General features: G+C 40.1%; 20 protein-coding genes. 14 read left to right on the forward strand and 6 right to left on the reverse strand.

Annotation, left to right across the window (positions count from 1 at the left end):
* Positions 1 to 60: 60 nt before the first annotated feature.
* From ACQ76V_RS10195 to ACQ76V_RS10215, 5 genes are all read right to left on the reverse strand, one after another.
* Entirely contained in the window at positions 61 to 477 is a 417-nt protein-coding gene (locus ACQ76V_RS10195) for a DoxX family protein (protein ID WP_441000393.1), read from the reverse strand.
* Positions 478 to 547: 70 nt separating this feature from the next.
* Entirely contained in the window at positions 548 to 1,054 is a 507-nt protein-coding gene (locus tag ACQ76V_RS10200) for a cytochrome c biogenesis CcdA family protein (protein WP_441000394.1), read from the reverse strand.
* A 164-nt stretch (positions 1,055 to 1,218) separates the two neighbouring features.
* Complete coding sequence (locus ACQ76V_RS10205; RefSeq protein ID WP_441000395.1) at positions 1,219 to 1,758, reverse strand: redoxin domain-containing protein; 540 nt, start codon at positions 1,756 to 1,758, stop codon at positions 1,219 to 1,221.
* Positions 1,759 to 2,019: 261 nt separating this feature from the next.
* Positions 2,020 to 2,589, reverse strand: a complete 570-nt coding sequence (locus ACQ76V_RS10210) for a carboxymuconolactone decarboxylase family protein (protein WP_441000396.1) — start codon at positions 2,587 to 2,589, stop codon at positions 2,020 to 2,022.
* A 107-nt stretch (positions 2,590 to 2,696) separates the two neighbouring features.
* A complete protein-coding gene (locus ACQ76V_RS10215; RefSeq protein WP_441000397.1) occupies positions 2,697 to 3,362 on the reverse strand; it encodes a TetR/AcrR family transcriptional regulator in 666 nt (221 codons plus the stop codon).
* A 559-nt stretch (positions 3,363 to 3,921) separates the two neighbouring features.
* Between ACQ76V_RS10215 and ACQ76V_RS10220 the strand changes: the two genes are divergently transcribed.
* Together ACQ76V_RS10220 and ACQ76V_RS10225 are read left to right on the forward strand one after the other, a co-directional pair.
* Positions 3,922 to 5,088, forward strand: a complete 1,167-nt coding sequence (locus ACQ76V_RS10220) for a tyrosine-type recombinase/integrase (protein WP_441000398.1) — start codon at positions 3,922 to 3,924, stop codon at positions 5,086 to 5,088.
* Positions 5,089 to 5,180: 92 nt separating this feature from the next.
* On the forward strand, positions 5,181 to 5,462 hold the full coding sequence (locus tag ACQ76V_RS10225; protein WP_441000399.1) for a hypothetical protein: 282 nt from the start codon (positions 5,181 to 5,183) through the stop codon (positions 5,460 to 5,462).
* 14 nt (positions 5,463 to 5,476) lie between these two features.
* On the opposite strand, the gene ACQ76V_RS10230 is transcribed toward ACQ76V_RS10225, so the two are convergent.
* The gene (locus ACQ76V_RS10230) at positions 5,477 to 5,887 is read right to left on the reverse strand and encodes a hypothetical protein (RefSeq protein ID WP_441000400.1); all 411 of its coding nucleotides are present in this window, start codon (positions 5,885 to 5,887) and stop codon (positions 5,477 to 5,479) included.
* A 195-nt stretch (positions 5,888 to 6,082) separates the two neighbouring features.
* Between ACQ76V_RS10230 and ACQ76V_RS10235 the strand changes: the two genes are divergently transcribed.
* From ACQ76V_RS10235 to ACQ76V_RS10290, 12 genes are all read left to right on the forward strand, one after another.
* Positions 6,083 to 6,382 carry a hypothetical protein gene (locus tag ACQ76V_RS10235; RefSeq protein WP_441000401.1) on the forward strand — a complete coding sequence of 100 codons (300 nt, stop codon included), beginning with the start codon at positions 6,083 to 6,085 and terminating at the stop codon, positions 6,380 to 6,382.
* Positions 6,383 to 6,391: 9 nt separating this feature from the next.
* Positions 6,392 to 6,652, forward strand: coding sequence for a hypothetical protein (locus ACQ76V_RS10240; protein ID WP_441000402.1), 261 nt, complete (start codon positions 6,392 to 6,394; stop codon positions 6,650 to 6,652).
* The gene (locus ACQ76V_RS10245) at positions 6,600 to 8,738 is read left to right on the forward strand and encodes a hypothetical protein (RefSeq protein WP_441000403.1); all 2,139 of its coding nucleotides are present in this window, start codon (positions 6,600 to 6,602) and stop codon (positions 8,736 to 8,738) included. Before ACQ76V_RS10240 ends, ACQ76V_RS10245 begins: the two co-directional genes overlap by 53 nt.
* Positions 8,739 to 9,011: 273 nt before the next feature.
* On the forward strand, positions 9,012 to 9,299 hold the full coding sequence (locus ACQ76V_RS10250) for a hypothetical protein (protein ID WP_441000404.1): 288 nt from the start codon (positions 9,012 to 9,014) through the stop codon (positions 9,297 to 9,299).
* Positions 9,300 to 9,308: 9 nt separating this feature from the next.
* Positions 9,309 to 9,827, forward strand: a complete 519-nt coding sequence (locus tag ACQ76V_RS10255) for a hypothetical protein (RefSeq protein WP_441000405.1) — start codon at positions 9,309 to 9,311, stop codon at positions 9,825 to 9,827.
* 74 nt (positions 9,828 to 9,901) lie between these two features.
* Positions 9,902 to 10,207 (forward strand): hypothetical protein, encoded by a 306-nt coding sequence (locus tag ACQ76V_RS10260; RefSeq protein ID WP_441000406.1) that lies wholly within the window; start codon positions 9,902 to 9,904, stop codon positions 10,205 to 10,207.
* A 93-nt stretch (positions 10,208 to 10,300) separates the two neighbouring features.
* Positions 10,301 to 13,030: a DEAD/DEAH box helicase family protein gene (locus ACQ76V_RS10265; RefSeq protein WP_441000407.1), complete on the forward strand. Its 2,730-nt coding sequence runs from the start codon at positions 10,301 to 10,303 to the stop codon at positions 13,028 to 13,030.
* Positions 13,031 to 13,032: 2 nt separating this feature from the next.
* Positions 13,033 to 14,901, forward strand: a complete 1,869-nt coding sequence (locus ACQ76V_RS10270) for a site-specific DNA-methyltransferase (RefSeq protein ID WP_441000408.1) — start codon at positions 13,033 to 13,035, stop codon at positions 14,899 to 14,901.
* A 68-nt stretch (positions 14,902 to 14,969) separates the two neighbouring features.
* Positions 14,970 to 16,007: a hypothetical protein gene (locus ACQ76V_RS10275; RefSeq protein WP_441000409.1), complete on the forward strand. Its 1,038-nt coding sequence runs from the start codon at positions 14,970 to 14,972 to the stop codon at positions 16,005 to 16,007.
* Entirely contained in the window at positions 16,007 to 16,558 is a 552-nt protein-coding gene (locus ACQ76V_RS10280; RefSeq protein ID WP_441000410.1) for a hypothetical protein, read from the forward strand. The genes ACQ76V_RS10275 and ACQ76V_RS10280 overlap by 1 nt, the downstream gene beginning before the upstream one ends.
* 10 nt (positions 16,559 to 16,568) lie before the next feature.
* The gene (locus ACQ76V_RS10285) at positions 16,569 to 17,441 is read left to right on the forward strand and encodes a DUF488 domain-containing protein (protein WP_441000411.1); all 873 of its coding nucleotides are present in this window, start codon (positions 16,569 to 16,571) and stop codon (positions 17,439 to 17,441) included.
* Positions 17,442 to 17,457: 16 nt separating this feature from the next.
* Complete coding sequence (locus tag ACQ76V_RS10290; protein WP_441000412.1) at positions 17,458 to 18,312, forward strand: hypothetical protein; 855 nt, start codon at positions 17,458 to 17,460, stop codon at positions 18,310 to 18,312.
* The last annotated feature ends 86 nt before the right edge of the window (positions 18,313 to 18,398 follow it).

Genomic DNA, 18,398 nt, shown 5'->3' on the forward strand with positions numbered 1-18,398 from the left:
CATTTCCAGCCTTCCCCTATCGAGTTTGTGATGGGATGTTTTGTGGTACGGTAAGTCGGTCTAGGTGGTTGCCTCTACTTTTTGTTGAATCGCATTTCCTTTGAAGGCATAAAGAAGAGAAACAGCTATTATGAGTACTTGAAACTCCATTCCGCGACCACCATTATTACCCATATTTATCGAATTCCATCCATATTGGGCGTGAACCATCACGATAGCACCGACCATAATGCCGGTAAAAATTAGTCCGGATAATCTTGTCGCCCAGTCCGGGCCAAATCCACCCCAAAGCATGAGCAACGCTCCACCTATTTCAGCAAGCCCAAGCATCAATACCATAATAAACGGCATCCCCATCATTGCTGCCACATCTCCTGTCATCGCCACTTTTGGAAATCCATGATAAATAAAGATTGCCGCCAACGAAAGACGTGGTAACCAATGTGCTATTCCCGATAGTTTATTTAATTGATCCATATTATAATCCCGTTTTGTTTAATGATTATATGTTATTCCTATTGATGCCTATAACACTACTTATCTTACTTTAAAGCAGCGCTGTCTGATAATAAATCACGTACGTCCCGGCCAAAATGAGCAATCCACCGGTAATGCGCTCCATATGCGGCAGGATTTTGCGCAGGTACTTCATCAGCCAATTTTTGGCAAAGGTAGAAAGGAGAATAACACCAACCATCATCCCACTGATACCCACAAAATAGGCCCCAATGTACGATGCCCCCAGCCAAAGCGATGGGGCGGCCATCGCCTGCGTGGCGACTACGAGGAAGAGGGGAAATAAGCATCCCAGCGCACCGATAGCATACGCAACCCCAAACACAAAGGCTTCCACCGCTTCTGTTTGACTTGTAGGATTATTCATGTTAATGGAAAATGAAAGATCTTTTCCTGCAACCATGAATAGCCCCATCACGATCAATACGCCTCCCATTCCCATAGTAATCCATTTCATGTAATCCTTGAGTACCTGCGCTGCTACGATGATGAGACCCCCGGCAATGGCATATACCACCAGGATTCCTAGTATACTCAATAGTGCTAATTTCAATCCTCGATACAGCCGTCTACTTACCCCAGGATCATTCTGCGAGTTGCGTGAAATAAAGGCAATGATATAGCCAGGCAGCAGCGCTACCGCACAGGGAGCTAAGAAAGCAAATACTCCTTGTATAAAGGAGAAGTAAATAAATTCCATAATTATTGACTCACTAACTGGTCAAAAAGCTTCCGGTATTCCTGTTCGCTGAGAGCTGTCTTATTTTTCTGAAAGGCAATTTTTCCATCGCGGTTGATCCCTACCGTCGTCGCCTGACTTTCAACTCCAAAGTCCACCATAATCTGCGGATGTCCCCAGGTAGTAGGAAATTTAAAGTTCTCTTCCTTTGCAAGCTTTGTCATCACGTCTTTCGTGTCAGTCGGATCAATACCGATCGCAATAAGGTTTAATTTATCTTCGTAATCGGGATACACTTCCGATAGGACTGGCCAGTTTTTGGCACAAATCGGGCACCACGAGGCGGTAAAATAGACAACCATAGGTTTGTTATCGGCCATCGATTGCTCTAAACTAACGCTGTCGCCTTCAATAGTTGTAACCTGAAAATCAGGAGCTTCCTGTAATGTCGAATCAGTATCAGCTTGTTGTGTCTGATTAGCCGTATCTGATTTCTCAGATGAACATGCAGCTGTTATAAATAATAGACCTAAAAGTACTGTTAGAATTGTGAATTTATTCATTGATGTAACCATTTGGCTTTTATTTTACTGACGTTAGTCAGGGGTTGTCATTTGAGTTATGTTGAAATTGTTGAGATCGGTTTGTTACAGAGAGCATATATGATTTTTCAAATCAACTATATAAAACAATGCGCTATCACTTTTGAATGGCAACAAATTATTTCTCCACGCTTATGATAATTTTGACGCCCTGTAACCAATTCTTCTTACAGTTTTTTAAAAACCCCGGATTTTAGCCGGGGCTTTGCCTAGTAATTCATGTTATTTGCTCCATGAGTGTCCCTCAAAAACATCATCGACGGGTGTTTTGGTAACGTGGTTCATATAATTTGACAACGTTTTTACGCCTATAGCGGTGATCACACCAAGAATATGTTTTTCTTCGTAGCCGGCATCCAAAAAGTTTGCCAGTTCCTCATCGGAAACCTCTCCACGGTTCACTACCATAGTGCGAACAAATTTACTCAAGGCTGCCAATTTTGTATCTGGCACAAGGTCTCCATTGCGTATAGCACTGGTTACATCTTCAGGCACATTGGACGCATTCTCTGCTAAAAAGCTGTGTGCAGCCATGCAATAGTGGCACCCATTTTCATAACTGATGGATAATAAAATCACTTCTTGTTCTTGTGGAGAAAAACCTGCTTTTTCTCGAAAAGAGTTATAAGCATGGTAGTATGAATCCAACAGCGATGGATTTTGAGCCATATACTTGTACATATTGGGAATGAATCCAAGATTCCCTTTCGCTTCTTTTAGTACTTCTTTCGAGCTGTCAGGTGCATTATCAAGTGTAGCGGGTTCGAGCGTTATTGCTTCAGTATTACTCATAGTATTGATCGGTTTATTGATTGGCGTTACTAAACGATTGCTTAGAAATAAGAAAAAATAACAGTAGTTCTTTTCTAAGCGTTCACTTAGATTCAAGCCCAAAAAAATTAGCGTTGCAATGAAGCTATCACAGATGAAATAAATGAATGGAGATCAGACTCATCCATAACCTTGGAAGAAAGGGACAACCCCTCAGTACAAGTTACGAGATACTTTGCCTTTTCACGCGGATCGATATCCTCGTCCAACTGCCCCTTAGCCTTACTTTTTCTCAAGAGTTCATAAAAGGCCTCTTCCATCATCCCAAAATATGCTTTAAGTGCTTCATGTATTTGACTATCTGATGATCCAATCTCGGCGGCGGTATTTGCAACAAGGCATCCATTGGGTGACTCTCCATTTTGGACAGCATCAATAAAGGCTTTATAAAAATGCTCAATATCTTTAAGATCTCCTTCTGAATTTATGAGGATTTGAACAATTCCCTCACGCATGTGTTCGCGATACTTTTTCAGCACTTCTACAAAAAGACTATGCTTGTTTTGAAAGCTGGAATAAATTGAAAATTGATTGATTCCCAGCTCCTTTTCTAACATGCGAAGCGAAGTAGAGCGATATCCATTTTGCCAAAATACATACATCGCTTTTTGAAGGACTTCGCTTGGATCATATTCTTTTTTTCGGGGCATAACGTTAATAGATTCCTGTGATTCGTCAACAACTAAACAATCAAGTTTGAAACAAATACGTTCAAATTCAAAAACTATATTCATATAATGGTTATTACCTGTCCCAAATATGGATATTAGTCAAAGGAAGAAATGTTCACTTATTTCTAGTAGTAAGTGAAAAGATTTTTATCCAATATTTTCGGGAAACTGTTTCCCCTTATTCCCTTTCGGTACTACTACAAATAGTACTATATTAAATCCCAAAATCGCGGCCCATTTCACGCAAAGAAAAATGTCACATAGATTACGGATCAGGAGGCAACTATGTCCAATGAATAGTTTTCATGGGTTTCCTAACTGTTGTTACAAATGATGTTACATAGCCTCCCAAAACCAACCTCTATGAACCATAAAGCTATATATCAGTTTGGCTTCGGATCAGAAGGTTGAGGGTTCGAATCCTTCCGGGCGTACTCCTCTAAAACACTTCAAAAACCCCGCTTATTTAACAATAAGCGGGGTTTTTTGTTGGTATATACCATATATACCTTTATCACTTTTCGGGAAATCTTTTCCCAAATAACCCCTATTTTCCTTGTTCGGTACTACATATGGTACTACATTACTGGTGTACACCTAAACAAATCCGAACTAATTTATCATGGCAAGTTTAACCAAGAGAAACGGGTACTACTCGATAGTTTTTAAATCCACCTTAAATGGTAAGTCTTATAAAAAGACCTATGCCCTCGGTACTAAATACAAAAAAATAGCCGAGCAAAAGAAACTGGAATACGAGAAGCTTTATGATGCTGGTCAAATAAATCCATTTGATGACAATTGGAATCTGCAGGATTATGAAAAAGAGCAAGAGCTGGAAGGAACCTCTCTAACCAGTCCAATAATTAATACCCTTCAGAAGCAATTCTTGAGGGAGAAAACTAACGTTACTGAGAAAACGAGAAGAACATATAAATACATCATTCGGCAATTCATGGATCAGGTTGGCCATAGTATGCCAGTCACAATGATTGACGCCAATGATATCAGAGCTTTTTGCCTGCGACCTAAATTGGCAAACGCTTCAAAAAGAAATTACCTAAAACACTTAAAAGCATTCTTTAATTGGGTGGTCGAAAAAGAAGTATTAGAAGTCAATCCCTGTGATAAGGTTGGCTTGCCTAAGACTAGAGATAATCTCGTTGACAAAATTATTGATGAAGAAGAGCTCAACGAAATTTTCAAAAAGTTCAAGGCATACCAGAAGAAGCACCAAAAGTCTGGCGCGATCTCTACCTATGAGCAAAAACAACATTGGTTTATCCCGCTTATTACTTTAGCCTTTTACACCGGACTTCGCAGAAAGGAGATTATTCAACTTCGATGGGAGCATGTAAATCTGAAGAATCGATTTCTCAGAGTTACCGACACTAAAAATGGTTATGAACGCACGGTTCCCATTTTTGATAAACTTTATACGGAATTAAGTAAGTGGCACATATTTAACGGAAAACCTAAAAAGGGACTTGTGTTCCCCAGTCCGCGATCAGTACCCAATGGTGAACTTGCTTTAATGGGTGATAATGTATCGAAACGATTCAAGTATTACGCAACCGAAGAGGCCAAACTAAAAGACTCTATCCACTTTCACGGTCTCCGGCACTCCTGTGCTACCTTCCTATTACGCAACGGTTTTAATGTAATCGAAGTGAAGAATATGTTGGGGCACAAAAGCTTGGAGGTAACCAACAAATATGTTCACCTCGTAGCTAATGACTTGCTAAACACGGCTAATAGGAATGGACTTATAACCAAATCAATAGGTTAGAATTTCTTAAAAAATGTTGATTTTAAAAGTGCATTTTGTTCTGAAAAGTCATTTCTTTTTGCGGCAATAATAAACGCATCAAAGGAATGTTCATGACAGCACAAGACCCCAAGGATTCTCTTCTACAAACTATAGCTACCCTGGAAGCCAAGCTCGATTTTGTTTTAGACTCCATCATGGTACAACCCGACAAATCGAAATATATGACGGCCCAAGAGATTCAGGCAGAATTTGGCATTTCGCATCGCACGATTTTAAACCGGAGCAATTTCCTTCCGGGTCATAAGAAATATATTCCTAGTTTTCAGGCAGGGGCTCGTCGAAAATACTTTGAGCGGCGTGTGATAGAACGGATGTTTAAACAGAACGGCTAAACTGGCAGTCGCTCCTACAGTGCTCTTTTCAGCAAGTCCAACAGGGCTGACATAACATCCGGGTCAAGTTTCAGCTCCGGGTGTTCTTCCAGCTGCTGATCTATCTCTGACACCAATCCTTTGATCTCCACCATCCTATTCTCAAGTAGCTGCTTTTGCTTCAGCTCGGTTTTAAGCTCCTCCTCATTGCCGATCACAAAATGTGGCCCTTCTCCGGTCAATAGCCAATTTATATTAATACCTGCCTCGGCAAAATGACGTAACGTGGAGCTATTCACCTCACTTTTCGTGCCATTCTTCAGTTCAGATATGACGGAGCGATTAGCTCCCGTTTGGCGCTGCATTTCTGAAACGTTCCCATCATAATATTCCTCCAGCAAATATTGAATATTTTCCTGGAGGATATCCTGTTCAATTTCTTCCACTTTTTTGTCCTTACTTAAGTGATTGTTTTAGCCGTACTTGCATTCTCTCTTCATAGTCAAATGTTGTAATCGCGACATATTTTTATTGTTTCGTTGTTATCGCGTCACTAAATTAGGCCCTGCGGTAACGGTAATGTTTACCGATAACGCGCTTATAATACTGCTAACCAACATTATTAAAAAGAGAATTTTTCAGTGTACTCAGCTATAACCAAATATGATATAAACCAGCTACGGCTAAGCATCATCAAAGGCCAGATAATCGATCAATACGACACCATTGATGAGTTTCGGAGGGCCGTATACCCACAGATAAAGCTTAACACTTTTCGACAGTGGTTCAAAAAACCATACTACATTTCAGACCAGCGCTTGTGTAACATGGAGCAAGCATTAGGGATTTCAGAGCAGACGCTCACCACTCGGCTTACCGATGAGTTCGATCTTTCTATTGACGCTCTTCGCAAAGCCAAAGGCATTCAACTATCCACCTGACAAATGACCATGGCTACCATACGCACCCGCTATACCCTTGGGGATACCATTGAATTTCTTGACAGCGATGGCATCCATTGCAAAGAAACCGTCCGTATGATCGAAACACAGATCGTAGAAGGTTACGACCTCTGGGTGATTTACGGATATGGAGACAATCTATATGACCTCAACCATGTGAGTGAACACAAAATTTTAATATCTCAAAAACGAATAAATGAGCAGCAGCAACAGCCGGGAAGGCTCTCTAAAGCTACTATCACCCAATAATCCACAACACCCAGATGAGTCTGAACCACCTGTAGTTTCTGATTCTCAAAAAGAACCATTTGAATATATCGACAGCTCCGATCCCTTGGATTTCGGATGGTATCGCAATGAAACCGATGGCACCAGTCGCCGCATCGGCACCTTCGACATTGAAATACACTCCAAGATCATCCGCTACAATCCCGAGACCCTTAAATGGGATTCCACACTTTATGAATGCCAGGTGAGCTGGCTTACTCCAGAAACGCGAACCCTAACCCAAAGCGAGCTCTTTGTGCTGGAGCCTGAGGACCTCTTGTCTAAGAAAGCGTTTCAGATCCAGATCTTTAAGCACTCCTACCAGTCAGCCCGGTTTAAGTCTGATGATGAAATCCTCTTCTTTATGAGTTTTCTCTGCAATCGGTGGCAACCCCAGACAGTGTATGAGTTCAATTATTATGGATTTATTGAGCATCATGGCTACAAGTTTTACCTGACCCGTAATGCCTTAATCAACATCCCCAATGATCACCTGCGGGAGCCCCAGTACATCATTGCTCCAAATCCGGATTCCGGGCTGTTCCCCATGGTAGCTGCCGACACTACCTTTTACGTGAAGCCCGGCCGGATTGAACCGGCGCCCCTGTTTGACCTGTCGCCCCCCACGGATGGATTTTACAGTGAAGAGGAACATCATCTGTTTACCGATAAGGAATTACAATACTTTATCGATACCGTACGGGATAAGTTTGGGGAGCTCATTGCCGGCCAGCAACCCGAAAAAAAGGCTGAGGGATACCTCATCTTCTCCTACATGCTCTCGTTCCTGTTCTTTGATGAGATTTATGACGTATTCAAGCATGTCGTCTTTCTATACCTGTTTGGAGAGCCTTCTACGGGAAAAGGGCAGCTCTCGCAGATCATGCTGAATTTCTTCGGCCAGTCGTTTACAGACGTAGATTCCAACCCTACGCTTAAATCCGCTGAAAACAAGCTAGCCAACCACAGCAAGATTCCGGTCATCATGGATGAGTTCGTCCCCGGAAAAGGAAAGATTACCCCACAGGTGTTTAACATGTGGTACGAGCTGCGACAACGTGGGGTAAGTGCTTCCCATGATCGGACCAAAAACGCTTGGAGCCCCGTGCGTTCGCAGCTGATGTTCATCTCCAACTACAAACCGACCGAAGATCACTTCCGGTCGCGGTGTATTATGATTGAATACGCGAAAGACAAACGGGGAGATGTTCAGAACCTTTGGTGGTTTGAGAATCATAAAAACCAGATGCAACGGCTCTTCCTGTCGCTGCTTTACACCTATAATGATTTTAACCGGGAGCTGTTTAAAAGCGAGTTGCTCTGGACCAAACGTCTGCTGACTGAAGCTGTGGAGGAAGAGCTGGGACGACGAAGCGACCAAGAAGGCGTGCGATTTCAGATTAAAGACCGTCAAATCGAAAATATGGCGGCGCTTATTACGGTAGATCTGTTTGTCTGTCGGCCCAGTGACGTGCAATTCGCCGAATTCGTCGGCCAATCGCTTTCCGGGAAGGATAAGTCGGCTGCAAGCGAGGAAGACCTCCGGGAGATGCAGGACCTGCTTCGGGAGTCGCGAGTGTCCACCGAGATCTTTCGGTACGGGATCCAGTTCCTGGCCAACTCCGCTGAGCGCGAAGTCCACCAAACCCCGCTTCAGCAATTCTTGGCCAGCATAGAAGTCATGAACGATAACGGGGAGCTCCCCAAACGCTATTACGGCTGGAACAGCAAGGATGGGCTGGTGATGTACTGGAGCGGTATCTGGGACGCCTACACCAACTACAACAAGGGACGCGATTATATCAGCCAGGATATCATCCGGGAAGAAATTGAAGCACTGGACCTGCATGGAAAGGCGAAAACCAACTACTATAGCTACGAAGATCCGATAAAGGGTACCATCAAAGAAAATCGGCACGGCTACCATATTCCTCGGAAGCACCTTACGCCGTCGTGGCTGCGGGCTTTTGGCCGGCGGGAAGAGGCCAATTTGATGATGCAGCGCGAGTCCCAACAAGGACCGGCTGAATACGCTGTTGCGGGAGCCAGTGAGGCGGCTCCTTTTTGACCCAAATGGCCGGGAATATGAGAATTACTAAGAAACTGGAAATAGCGTCTTATTTTCTTAGAAACTCAAAATCCGGCCTGAATAACACCCTGTAAGTATAATAATAATAGTTAGTTAGTAAATAATAATATATCTAAGAAAACCACTAAGAAACGACTAAGAAGTCTAAGATCGGTCTAAGATATCTAAGATGAATCTTTCCCGATTTCTTAGACAGGTAACTACTGAATTTTACTGCACTTAACACCACCCTCTAAGAAAATAAGATAGATAATGTCTAATTTTGAAAATCCTGAAGAGATAAACTATTTACCGGCGGGAACCGGCTCCAACCAAGAAGACTTCATGACCATCGGAGAAGCCATCGGTTACATGTGTGAACAGCTGGGGCGTATATCCCGGACCTCGTTCTACCGTTGCGGTTATCGCAAGATGCTGACCGTCCGCAGCTATGGCCGCAACATCCAAAACGGGCGCAAGGCCATTAAGCTGTGCCGAAAATCAGAAGTGGACGACCTAATTACCCTAATTAGGGAGAATCCGCAGGCGGAAAACCTGTAGATGGGATATATGAAAACAACCCCCGATACCACTAAACCATCTACTTTGTTGAGACATTTCTCTGATCAGCTAAATGAAATCAATCGCCAATATCACGATTACAACAAACTGCATGTACTCATAGATGGTACGGGCCAATTCTTTCAGATTGACTATATCAATGACGCTGGAACCAGTACCCCGCTAACAGGCTGGCTTAATATGGAACAAGTTGGGACGTACCTCTACAATTACCAGAGCATGTTCTGCCTGGATCCCAACCGACTGGATCGTTTCTTCAATATGGATGAAGCTACGGCCATTGTACCTATCAGCTGGCTTTGCCCAACAAGAAAGCGTCCAAAGGGAATTGCCAACGGCTTTATCTACATGAGACAAGCGTATCAAGGGATAATACCTAGGCGAAAACCTATTTCTATTAGACCAAGTGTAGAAGAACTAGGTCTTTTTGATATTGTGGATGGGAATTCGACTTATTTTGTGGCAAAAAAAGTTGGGATAAAATCTTTACCAATCATGTTAAAATAAGACTGACACTATGTTGACAGTATTAGTTTAAATATTAGTCTCCATTTTAGTTTTAATAAACTAAGGAAAGCAATATGATTTCACTCAAGATTGGCAATGAAGAGAGAAGAAACGGTAATATAGAAGAACGATGGATTGCTCAACAGTTTCGCAAAAGAAATGGGCAATCAGTATGTGTTAAAATGATCATAAGAGAGGGTGACGTGAATCTTCCCTTAACTAGTGGAACTTGTTCAAATATTAGTTCAGGGGGTGGACGTCCACCTAATCGGCCAGAAAGTAAATTGATTGAGTTATGGAATAAACGAGGCCTTAATAAGAATGATATCAACGCAGGCAATCTTATTTCTTTCCTAAAACAATACGAGCGCTTTATTTAGTACAATTAGATAACAAAACTCTTTGCGCCTTCTTTTATATTCCTACATCTTGCAAAAGTAAAAAACAGCTATCAGTAAATATCATTAGTACGTATGGCATTTAAGCTCGAACAACTACCATATCAGGAAAAAGCTATACAGTCGGTAGTCGATGTATTTAAAGGGCAAGAGAAAAATACTTTTGATAATGCCTGCCATTATGGAGTTCGGTCTAATATAGGGACCCTTTCTCAGGAAGAGATACAGGAGAATATCAAAGAGGTTATTTCAAGGAATGGTATTCCTGAAGAGATGGCTCAACTCTCTACGGACAATGATCTCTGTATCGAAATGGAGACCGGTACTGGTAAAACCTTGGTGTATCTGAAAACAATCTTTGAGCTATATAAAGAATATGGTTTCACAAAGTTTATCATATTAGTACCAAGTGTACCTATTAGAGAAGGTGTTATTTCAACCCTAAAAGACTTTGGTGACCAGCTAGAAGAGATTTACGGTTTTATTCCTGACTACTTTGAATATGATAGTGATGACCTAAACCGCGTGCGATCTTTTATTGAAGAGCAGCATCCCCAAATAATGATTATGACGCTGCAGTCCTTTAATAAAGATGACAATATCCTGAATCGTGAGCAGCGTGAAGATCTCTTCAATAATATTCCTTACATCGAGGCGATTGGGAAAACACAACCGTTCATTATCATGGATGAACCCCAAGAGGGAATGGATACCGAAAATTCCCAAGAGCGTATTGCCAAATTGAATCCGCTCTATAAGCTTCGTTATTCGGCTACTCATAAGGTGATGAAGAACCTTCTTTATCGTCTTACGCCCCATGATGCGTATGAGGAAGGACTGGTGAAAAAGATTGAAGTCTTTTCAGTGGCCGAGAAAAATGATGAGGCTACGCTAAAGCTGGAGGTGACACGTGTACGGACACGAGAAAATGGGGACCCGCAGGCGAAACTAAATGCCTGGCGGTGGAGCAAGAGTAAGGAAGCGTATGACTTTAAAGAGACACCTTGGCTTACGGCAGGCGATAGCTTGTTTGAAGCTACGGATAATGTGAGCTACCAGGGATTTGAGATAGACCGTATTTACAAAGATATCCGGGATCAGCAGTTTAAGGTTAAGTTCACAAACGATATAGAACTGGTTGAAAAGGAGCAGACTAAAGATTTCTCCGGTATCTTCCGAGAACAGCTATACTGGCTAATTTGGAGTCATTTTCAAAAGCGGGATAAACTTCGTGAGCAAGGGATAAAATGCCTTTCGCTTATTTTTATTGATAAGGTTGACAATTACATCAAAGAAGATGGGCTGGTAAGACAGCTTTTTGAAGAGGAATATGCCAAAGTTTATCAAGAAGAATACGGAGAAAAGCCTACAAAAGAGCATATAGAGAAGGTCCAGGGCAGCTATTTTGCTAAGACTACCAAAGGCGATTATACGGATAATGAGTACTCGATGAGCGTAAATAGTGAAATATATGACCGTATTCTCAATGATAAGGAAGCTCTGCTAAATTTTGATGATCCCATAGAGTTTATCTTTTCGCACTCGGCCCTAGGAGTAGGATGGGATAACCCAAATGTGTTTAATATCGCCACCCTAAACCATTCATATAGTGAAATTAAAAAACGTCAGGAAATTGGGCGTGGGCTCCGGATATGTGTCAATCAAGATGGCCAGCGAGTTTATGATGAGGACGATGTCGAGGAAGGTAACGAGCTGAATCTACTCACCGTAGTTCCTAATGAAACGTACGAATCATTTGTCTCTCAGTACCAAGAACAAATTAAAGAGTCGTTTGGTACGGCTGATGCCGGTGCAGAGACTCGTCATACACATAAGGGTGATAAAGTTTCTGAGAAAACAATTCATCGAAATAATGAATTGTATGAGAGCAAGTCTTTTGAAGAGTTCTGGGACCGCTTAGCACGAAAAACCAATTATACGGTAAGTTTTGATGAAGAGCAGCTTGTTGAAAAAGCTACTGAGAGAATAAATCATCTTACTATCCCTGAATATGAGGTTGAAACTCGACGGAATCGTATTCAAGAGCTGCACAGCGATCAACTAGAAGATGAATATCTTGGATCTACGTCTAAAAAGCTTAAGAAGTTTTTTGCTCCAATTGATATTGTGGAAGAGCTAAGTGAAAACACGGGCCTATCCTACAATACAACAATGGCTATAGTGAGTGGGTTAGCCAATGAAACTGAGATAGCTAAGAATCCACCACGATTTGTACAGGAAGCAAGCCGTATAATCAACCAGGTCGAAATGGAAGAAATGGTCCGTGTGATGCAGTATGATACGACCGGAGAGCAGTTTGATATCTCTGCTCTCAAGGAGAAAGTGAAAACCCATTCCGAAAATATTAAACCAACTCCTAAAAGAGGCATTTATAATAAAATTGTATATGACAGTAAAGTAGAGAAGGAGTTTGCCGGATATGCCGATAATGATGATGAAGTCGTATGCTTTTTAAAGCTGCCGGACTTCTATAAAATTCCAATACCTACTGGGGGGACTTACAACCCTGATTTTGGGGTGGTTATTAGAAAGCGTGGGATTAAGTCCGATAAGGAAACCGAACTTCATTTTATTATTGAGACTAAAAATACCAATGACATAGATGATCCATCTGCAATTAGTGAAAGTGAAAGAATGAAAATAAAGTGTGCCCAAAAGCATTTTGAGGCTATAGGGATAAACCTAGAAATCAATTATGCCAGCTTTAAAGGACCCATTAAGGACTGGAAAACTTTTGTAAGCGAGTCAGATATTGAATATGAAGCCCTACAAGAACAAGAATAGTTATGAGTGAAACAGTAAAAGACTATATGCCCGAAACACCGGATATCAACCAAGAACGTTTAGAATTGTTGAAAGATAAATGCCCCGATTGGTTTACCGAAGAAGGAAAGCTCGATCTTGAAGAGATTAAAAAGGCTGTAGATGCTGATAATGTTAAACAAAGTGAGCGCTTTGAATTTACGTGGTTCGGTAAGGCCCAAGCTAAACGACAGGCTTTTACACCAAGTAATGCTACATTAAAATATGATAAAGATCGATCTGAGAGCCCTGAGAAAGCGAATGGGAACTTAATTATTGAAGGAGAAAATTTAGAAGTACTAAAACTCTTGCGATCCTCTTATCGGGAAAAAATTGATTGTATCTATATCGACCCACCTTATAATACAGGTAAAGATTTTGTCTATTCAGACAATTACAGTGAGGATAAAAAAGCCTATTGGGAAAAGACGGGTACTACAGAAGAAGGCATTAAGGTAGATACAAATCGTGAAACACAGGGGCGGTTTCACTCCAACTGGCTGTCGATGATGTATAGTCGACTGTTAGTTGCTAGGCAATTATTATCTCCTGAAGGATTAATCTGTATCTCAATAGATGAAACAGAAGTTGCTAACCTGAGAAAGCTATTAAATGAAGTTTTTGGGGAAGAAAACTATTTAGAAACAGTGATTTGGAAAAAGAGAAATGGCCCTCCCAACGATAAGAGAATCGGGGCAGTTCACGAATATATTTTGCTCTGTGCCAAAGATATAGATTCTGTTGAGCTAAACTTAAAACCCCGCAGTGAAGAACAGTTAGCTCGGTATAGTAATCCCGATAATCATCCTAAAGGACCATGGACATCTGGAGATTTAATGGCAAATGTCAAAGGGGGACGTTATGTAGAATCCCTTTATTATCCGATTGAAAACCCCGAAACAGGTGAGAAACATTATCCTTCTTCTAATGGGAATTGGCGCTATAATCAGGAGGATATGCAGAAGCTACTTGATAACGATGAGATTTACTTTGGTCAAGATGGAGAAGGTAGACCTAAATTGAAACGCTTTCTTTGTGATGTAAGAGATGGTGTTACGTACAGTACCCTTTGGGATGATGTAGCTTATAACAATAATGCTACCTCAGAGATGGCAGATATCTTAGGAAACTTAAATATTTTTGATACTCCAAAACCTACCGAATTACTGATGGAGGTTTTAAGGATGGGATCAGCAGAAGATAGTTTAGTTATGGATTTCTTTGCTGGTTCAGGTAGTTTAGCCCATGCAACGATGAAACTAAATAAAGAAGAGGATAGTAATCGCAGATATATCATTGCCCAATTACCAGAATCAGTAAGTGAGAATAGTGAGGCAGAAAAGGCTGGATTTAAAAAAGTCAGTGATATCACAATTGAACGGAACAAGCGTGTTATTAAAGGTTATGGTGAAGACCCAGAACCTATTGATTCAGGATTTAAAGTTTATACCTTGGCAAAATCGAACTTTCCACGTGTGGAGTTCAAGCCCGATCCCGAGAAATCCCAAGAAGAAAATGTGGAGGCTTTAAAAGACTATATCAACGAGAAAGAATCCAGTATGCAAACCATGTTTAATGAAGAGGATATCATTGACGAAGTGTTACTTAAAAACGGTTTTATGCTGGACTATTCAATTCAAGAGCAAGAGGAGTTTGAAGAAAATAAAGTCTATTTAGCAAAAGACGACCACAGAGAAGCTCTGATCTGCCTGGATGGTGAGTTGCACGAAAAAACGGTCGAGCATTTTAAAGGCGATGATGAGCTAAAATTTATCTGTCTTGAGAGAGCCCTTGATACGTCTAAAAAATGGAATTTAAAAAACTATCTCGGCGATAAGTTGAATGCGATGTAAGTATTTCACAACATGTGTTTATAAGTACAACGTTGGAAATACTAATTTTTCATCAAAGATATGTTCACATGATAGAAGACGCCTCAATAAATTTTTACAAAATTGATAAATGCGGGTTCTATGAGAGAGGGAGCGATAATCCGGAATTCGGTACCATAGATGATGCTTTATCTGATTTAAGTGAATGGGCTGACGACAAAACATATGCTCTTACAAAACTCTTTGAATTCGATGATTATCAAAACTTAAGCCCAACCTACTGTTTTAACTTAATTGATAATGATGTAGGTGATTATTTGTTAACAACATGGAATGAGACACCAAATGATCAAGGAAATTTTGCAAGTATAAATGGGCAATCCCGAGTAGGTGAACCCGATATTGAAATCCAAGAAGTACCTGACGGTTACATTCCAGGTTATGCCACATACTTTTGGTTTATAAGTAATACTAATTTATTTGCAACAATTCGATTTGGAAATAATTTAAATGGTCACCCAGGCTTACAAAGATACTTAAATGACTATTTATGTAAGTTTTCTTCCTATGCTATAAAAAGTGATGAAGTAGAAGAAGAATTTGATGATAAAATTGCCGGTTATACTGAAGGTCCTCCAGAAACTTATAGGGAAGAACTTTATGGTACATTTCAATCGTCTCCTAAGAGGCAAGAAGGGCAAATAGAGTATCTGCGTAATAGGCATAATGACATTTTCAAAATTATCAGGAAAGATGATTTAAACTATACAATAGAGAATGAAAGAAATCTTTTCCAAAACCTATTCTCACAAATGGGGATAATGAACTTAGGTAATGACTTTATAGAAGAAGAACACAAAATTAAATATGAGGTTAATTACCAACCTTCTCTCGATCAATTAAATTCTACAATCGATTTTTGGAGAGAAACCCATGAAGGGAATTGGGATGACATAGGTTTTAAATTATCAGGGGAAAGTGGGGAAACATACTGGTTAAGTAGCTCATTAGCCAAAGTTACTTATCCGTTAAACATAGATAGGCTAAACCCCGAAGTTGTTGAAGGGAGTTCCTTGTTATCTGCGATAGAGCAAAATCGAGAAGAATTGCTTAATGTATTAGAATAATGAACCTTTCACTACGAAAAATACTCTACTCAATACTCCTTATTGGGGTAAGTATCGTCTGTTTTTTATTTGGGAGTTATGTTAACGGGGAAACACAAAAAGAAATCTATATAAATCTGATTAGGATATCTGGAATAGTATTTGGAATAATGGGTGCTTGGATCGCTATTGTATTTTCAAATAGCATAAAAATAATATTTTCATCTGAAGTACCTTTGGTCGATAAGAAGGCAGCTTATGATAATATTGAACACCTTTTGATCCCAATGTATCTATCGACATTGGTTATCATTTCTTCATTAATATATTTAGTCGCATACCCAGTTGTGAAGAGCTTACCCTTTTTCCAACCATATTCGGACATGCTTCAATCTATTTCATTTGCATGGGCCGGTGTAATGTTAATGCTTCAATTATTAGCGATATTATACATATTCGTTCCTGGTGAACGTATTAAAAGAAAAGCAACGAAAACAATTAAAGAAGATGAAGTTCACGATAAATTAAATAGTAACTCAAAAACCATAAGAAAATCAATAGAAGAAAAATAGTTATCAATAGATGTATTACCGCCGTAAAATCATATTAGCATTATTGCAACAATTTGGAGGGAAACTTAAGCCTACACGTTTCCAAAAGTTGTTGCTTATTTTCACCCGTCAGCAGCAAAATCCCGCCTATGAGTTTATTCCATATAAATATGGAGCTTATTCCATGCAGGCCCGCTCAGATAAAGGGACAATGATTAAATATGAACAACTCAAAGACAGTGATATTTGGGAAATAAATGTAGATGAAGATTACATCAGTCAACTAAAAATTACAGATCAGGAAATATTAAAAGAACTGTATAGTCGGTTCAAGGCAGCCGATTACAAAGACTTGGTATCTTATACCTACCGGGAGTATCCGTTTTATGCCATTAACAGTGAAATTGCATCAAAATATTTGGATGCTACCGGGTTAAACAGCATCGAATTAGTCCGGCCTCAAAACAAAAGCCAAAAGCTTTATACGGTCGGCTACGAAGGAATCAAAGCGGAAGCATATATGAATAAGCTGGTCAGCAAAGATGTACGACTTTTAGTCGATGTCCGCAAAAATTCAATGAGTATGAAGTATGGTTTTAACAAGAGCCAGCTTAAAAGCATGTGCAAGAAGCTGGGAATAGAATTCATACACTTATCAGAGCTGGGTATTGAGTCTGATAAGCGAAAAAATCTGGATTCCAAAGCTGATTATGAAGAACTGTTTGAGGAATATGAAAAAACGTTACCAGAACGAACCGAACATTTAGAAGAGCTTTATTCCCTATTCAAAGAATATAAACGTGTGGCAATCACCTGCTTTGAAAAAGAGCACACCAGTTGTCACCGTCACAAGGTATCTGATTACCTTAACTCAAAATATGAGGTACCAATTGAACATTTATAATAAAAAATAATTTTTTATGGCTACATTGGGACAAGATAGAAAGAGGGTACTCATAACTGTAAAGGCCTATCCTTTACCTTCACGATCATATGACGAATTAGTTTGTACTGCTGGTATTACCGAAGATGGGGAGTGGGTTCGGATATATCCTGTCCCTTTTCGTTTTTTAGATACTGAAGGCAAGTATAGTAAATACCAATGGGTTGAGTTAGATTTAAAAGAGAGAGAAGATGACTTTAGACCTGAAAGTTATTCACCTGTCGATACTGGTCTTAATGATATACAAATTATTAAAAGTCTTGATACAAACAATCATTGGAAGGCAAGAAAGGATGTTATCTTAGATGATGGGCCTAAAGTTTATACCTCCAAGTCACAACTTATTGAGGATTCTAAAGAGCCAAAGCATATTTCTTTAGCAACGTTTAAACCAAGTAAATTTATCGATTTTGAATGGGAAGAAGATGAGAGAGAATGGCAAGGTAATTTTCAGAAGAATATTCAACAAAAAGATCTATTTGATGAGCGAGGTGGTGAAGGGGATACCGATGTTGTTAATAAATTGCCCTATAAATTTTACTACAAATTTGAAGACGAGGATGGGAAAACATCTCGACTAATGATCGAAGACTGGGAGATTGGAGCCCTCTATTGGAATTGTCTTAGACGTGCTGATGGCAATGAAAAAAAAGCATTAAGACAGGTTCGGAAAAAATATTGGGATGAGTTTATGTCAAAAAAGGAATTATACTTATTTCTAGGTACAACTCTACAATGGCATAGAAGAAAGGCTACCAATCCGTTTGTGATAATCGGTGTGTTCTATCCCACCATTGATCCCCAAGAAAACCAGGCAACCCTATTTCAATAAGCATTTACAAAGGTTACTGTGTAAAATAATTGTTCTTTTATATGTCAAGTAAACAACGTAAAAAACTTGACATACTTAACAATTAA

Source organism: Fodinibius sp. SL11 (assembly GCF_052060035.1).
GTDB lineage: Bacteria > Bacteroidota > Rhodothermia > Balneolales > Balneolaceae > Fodinibius.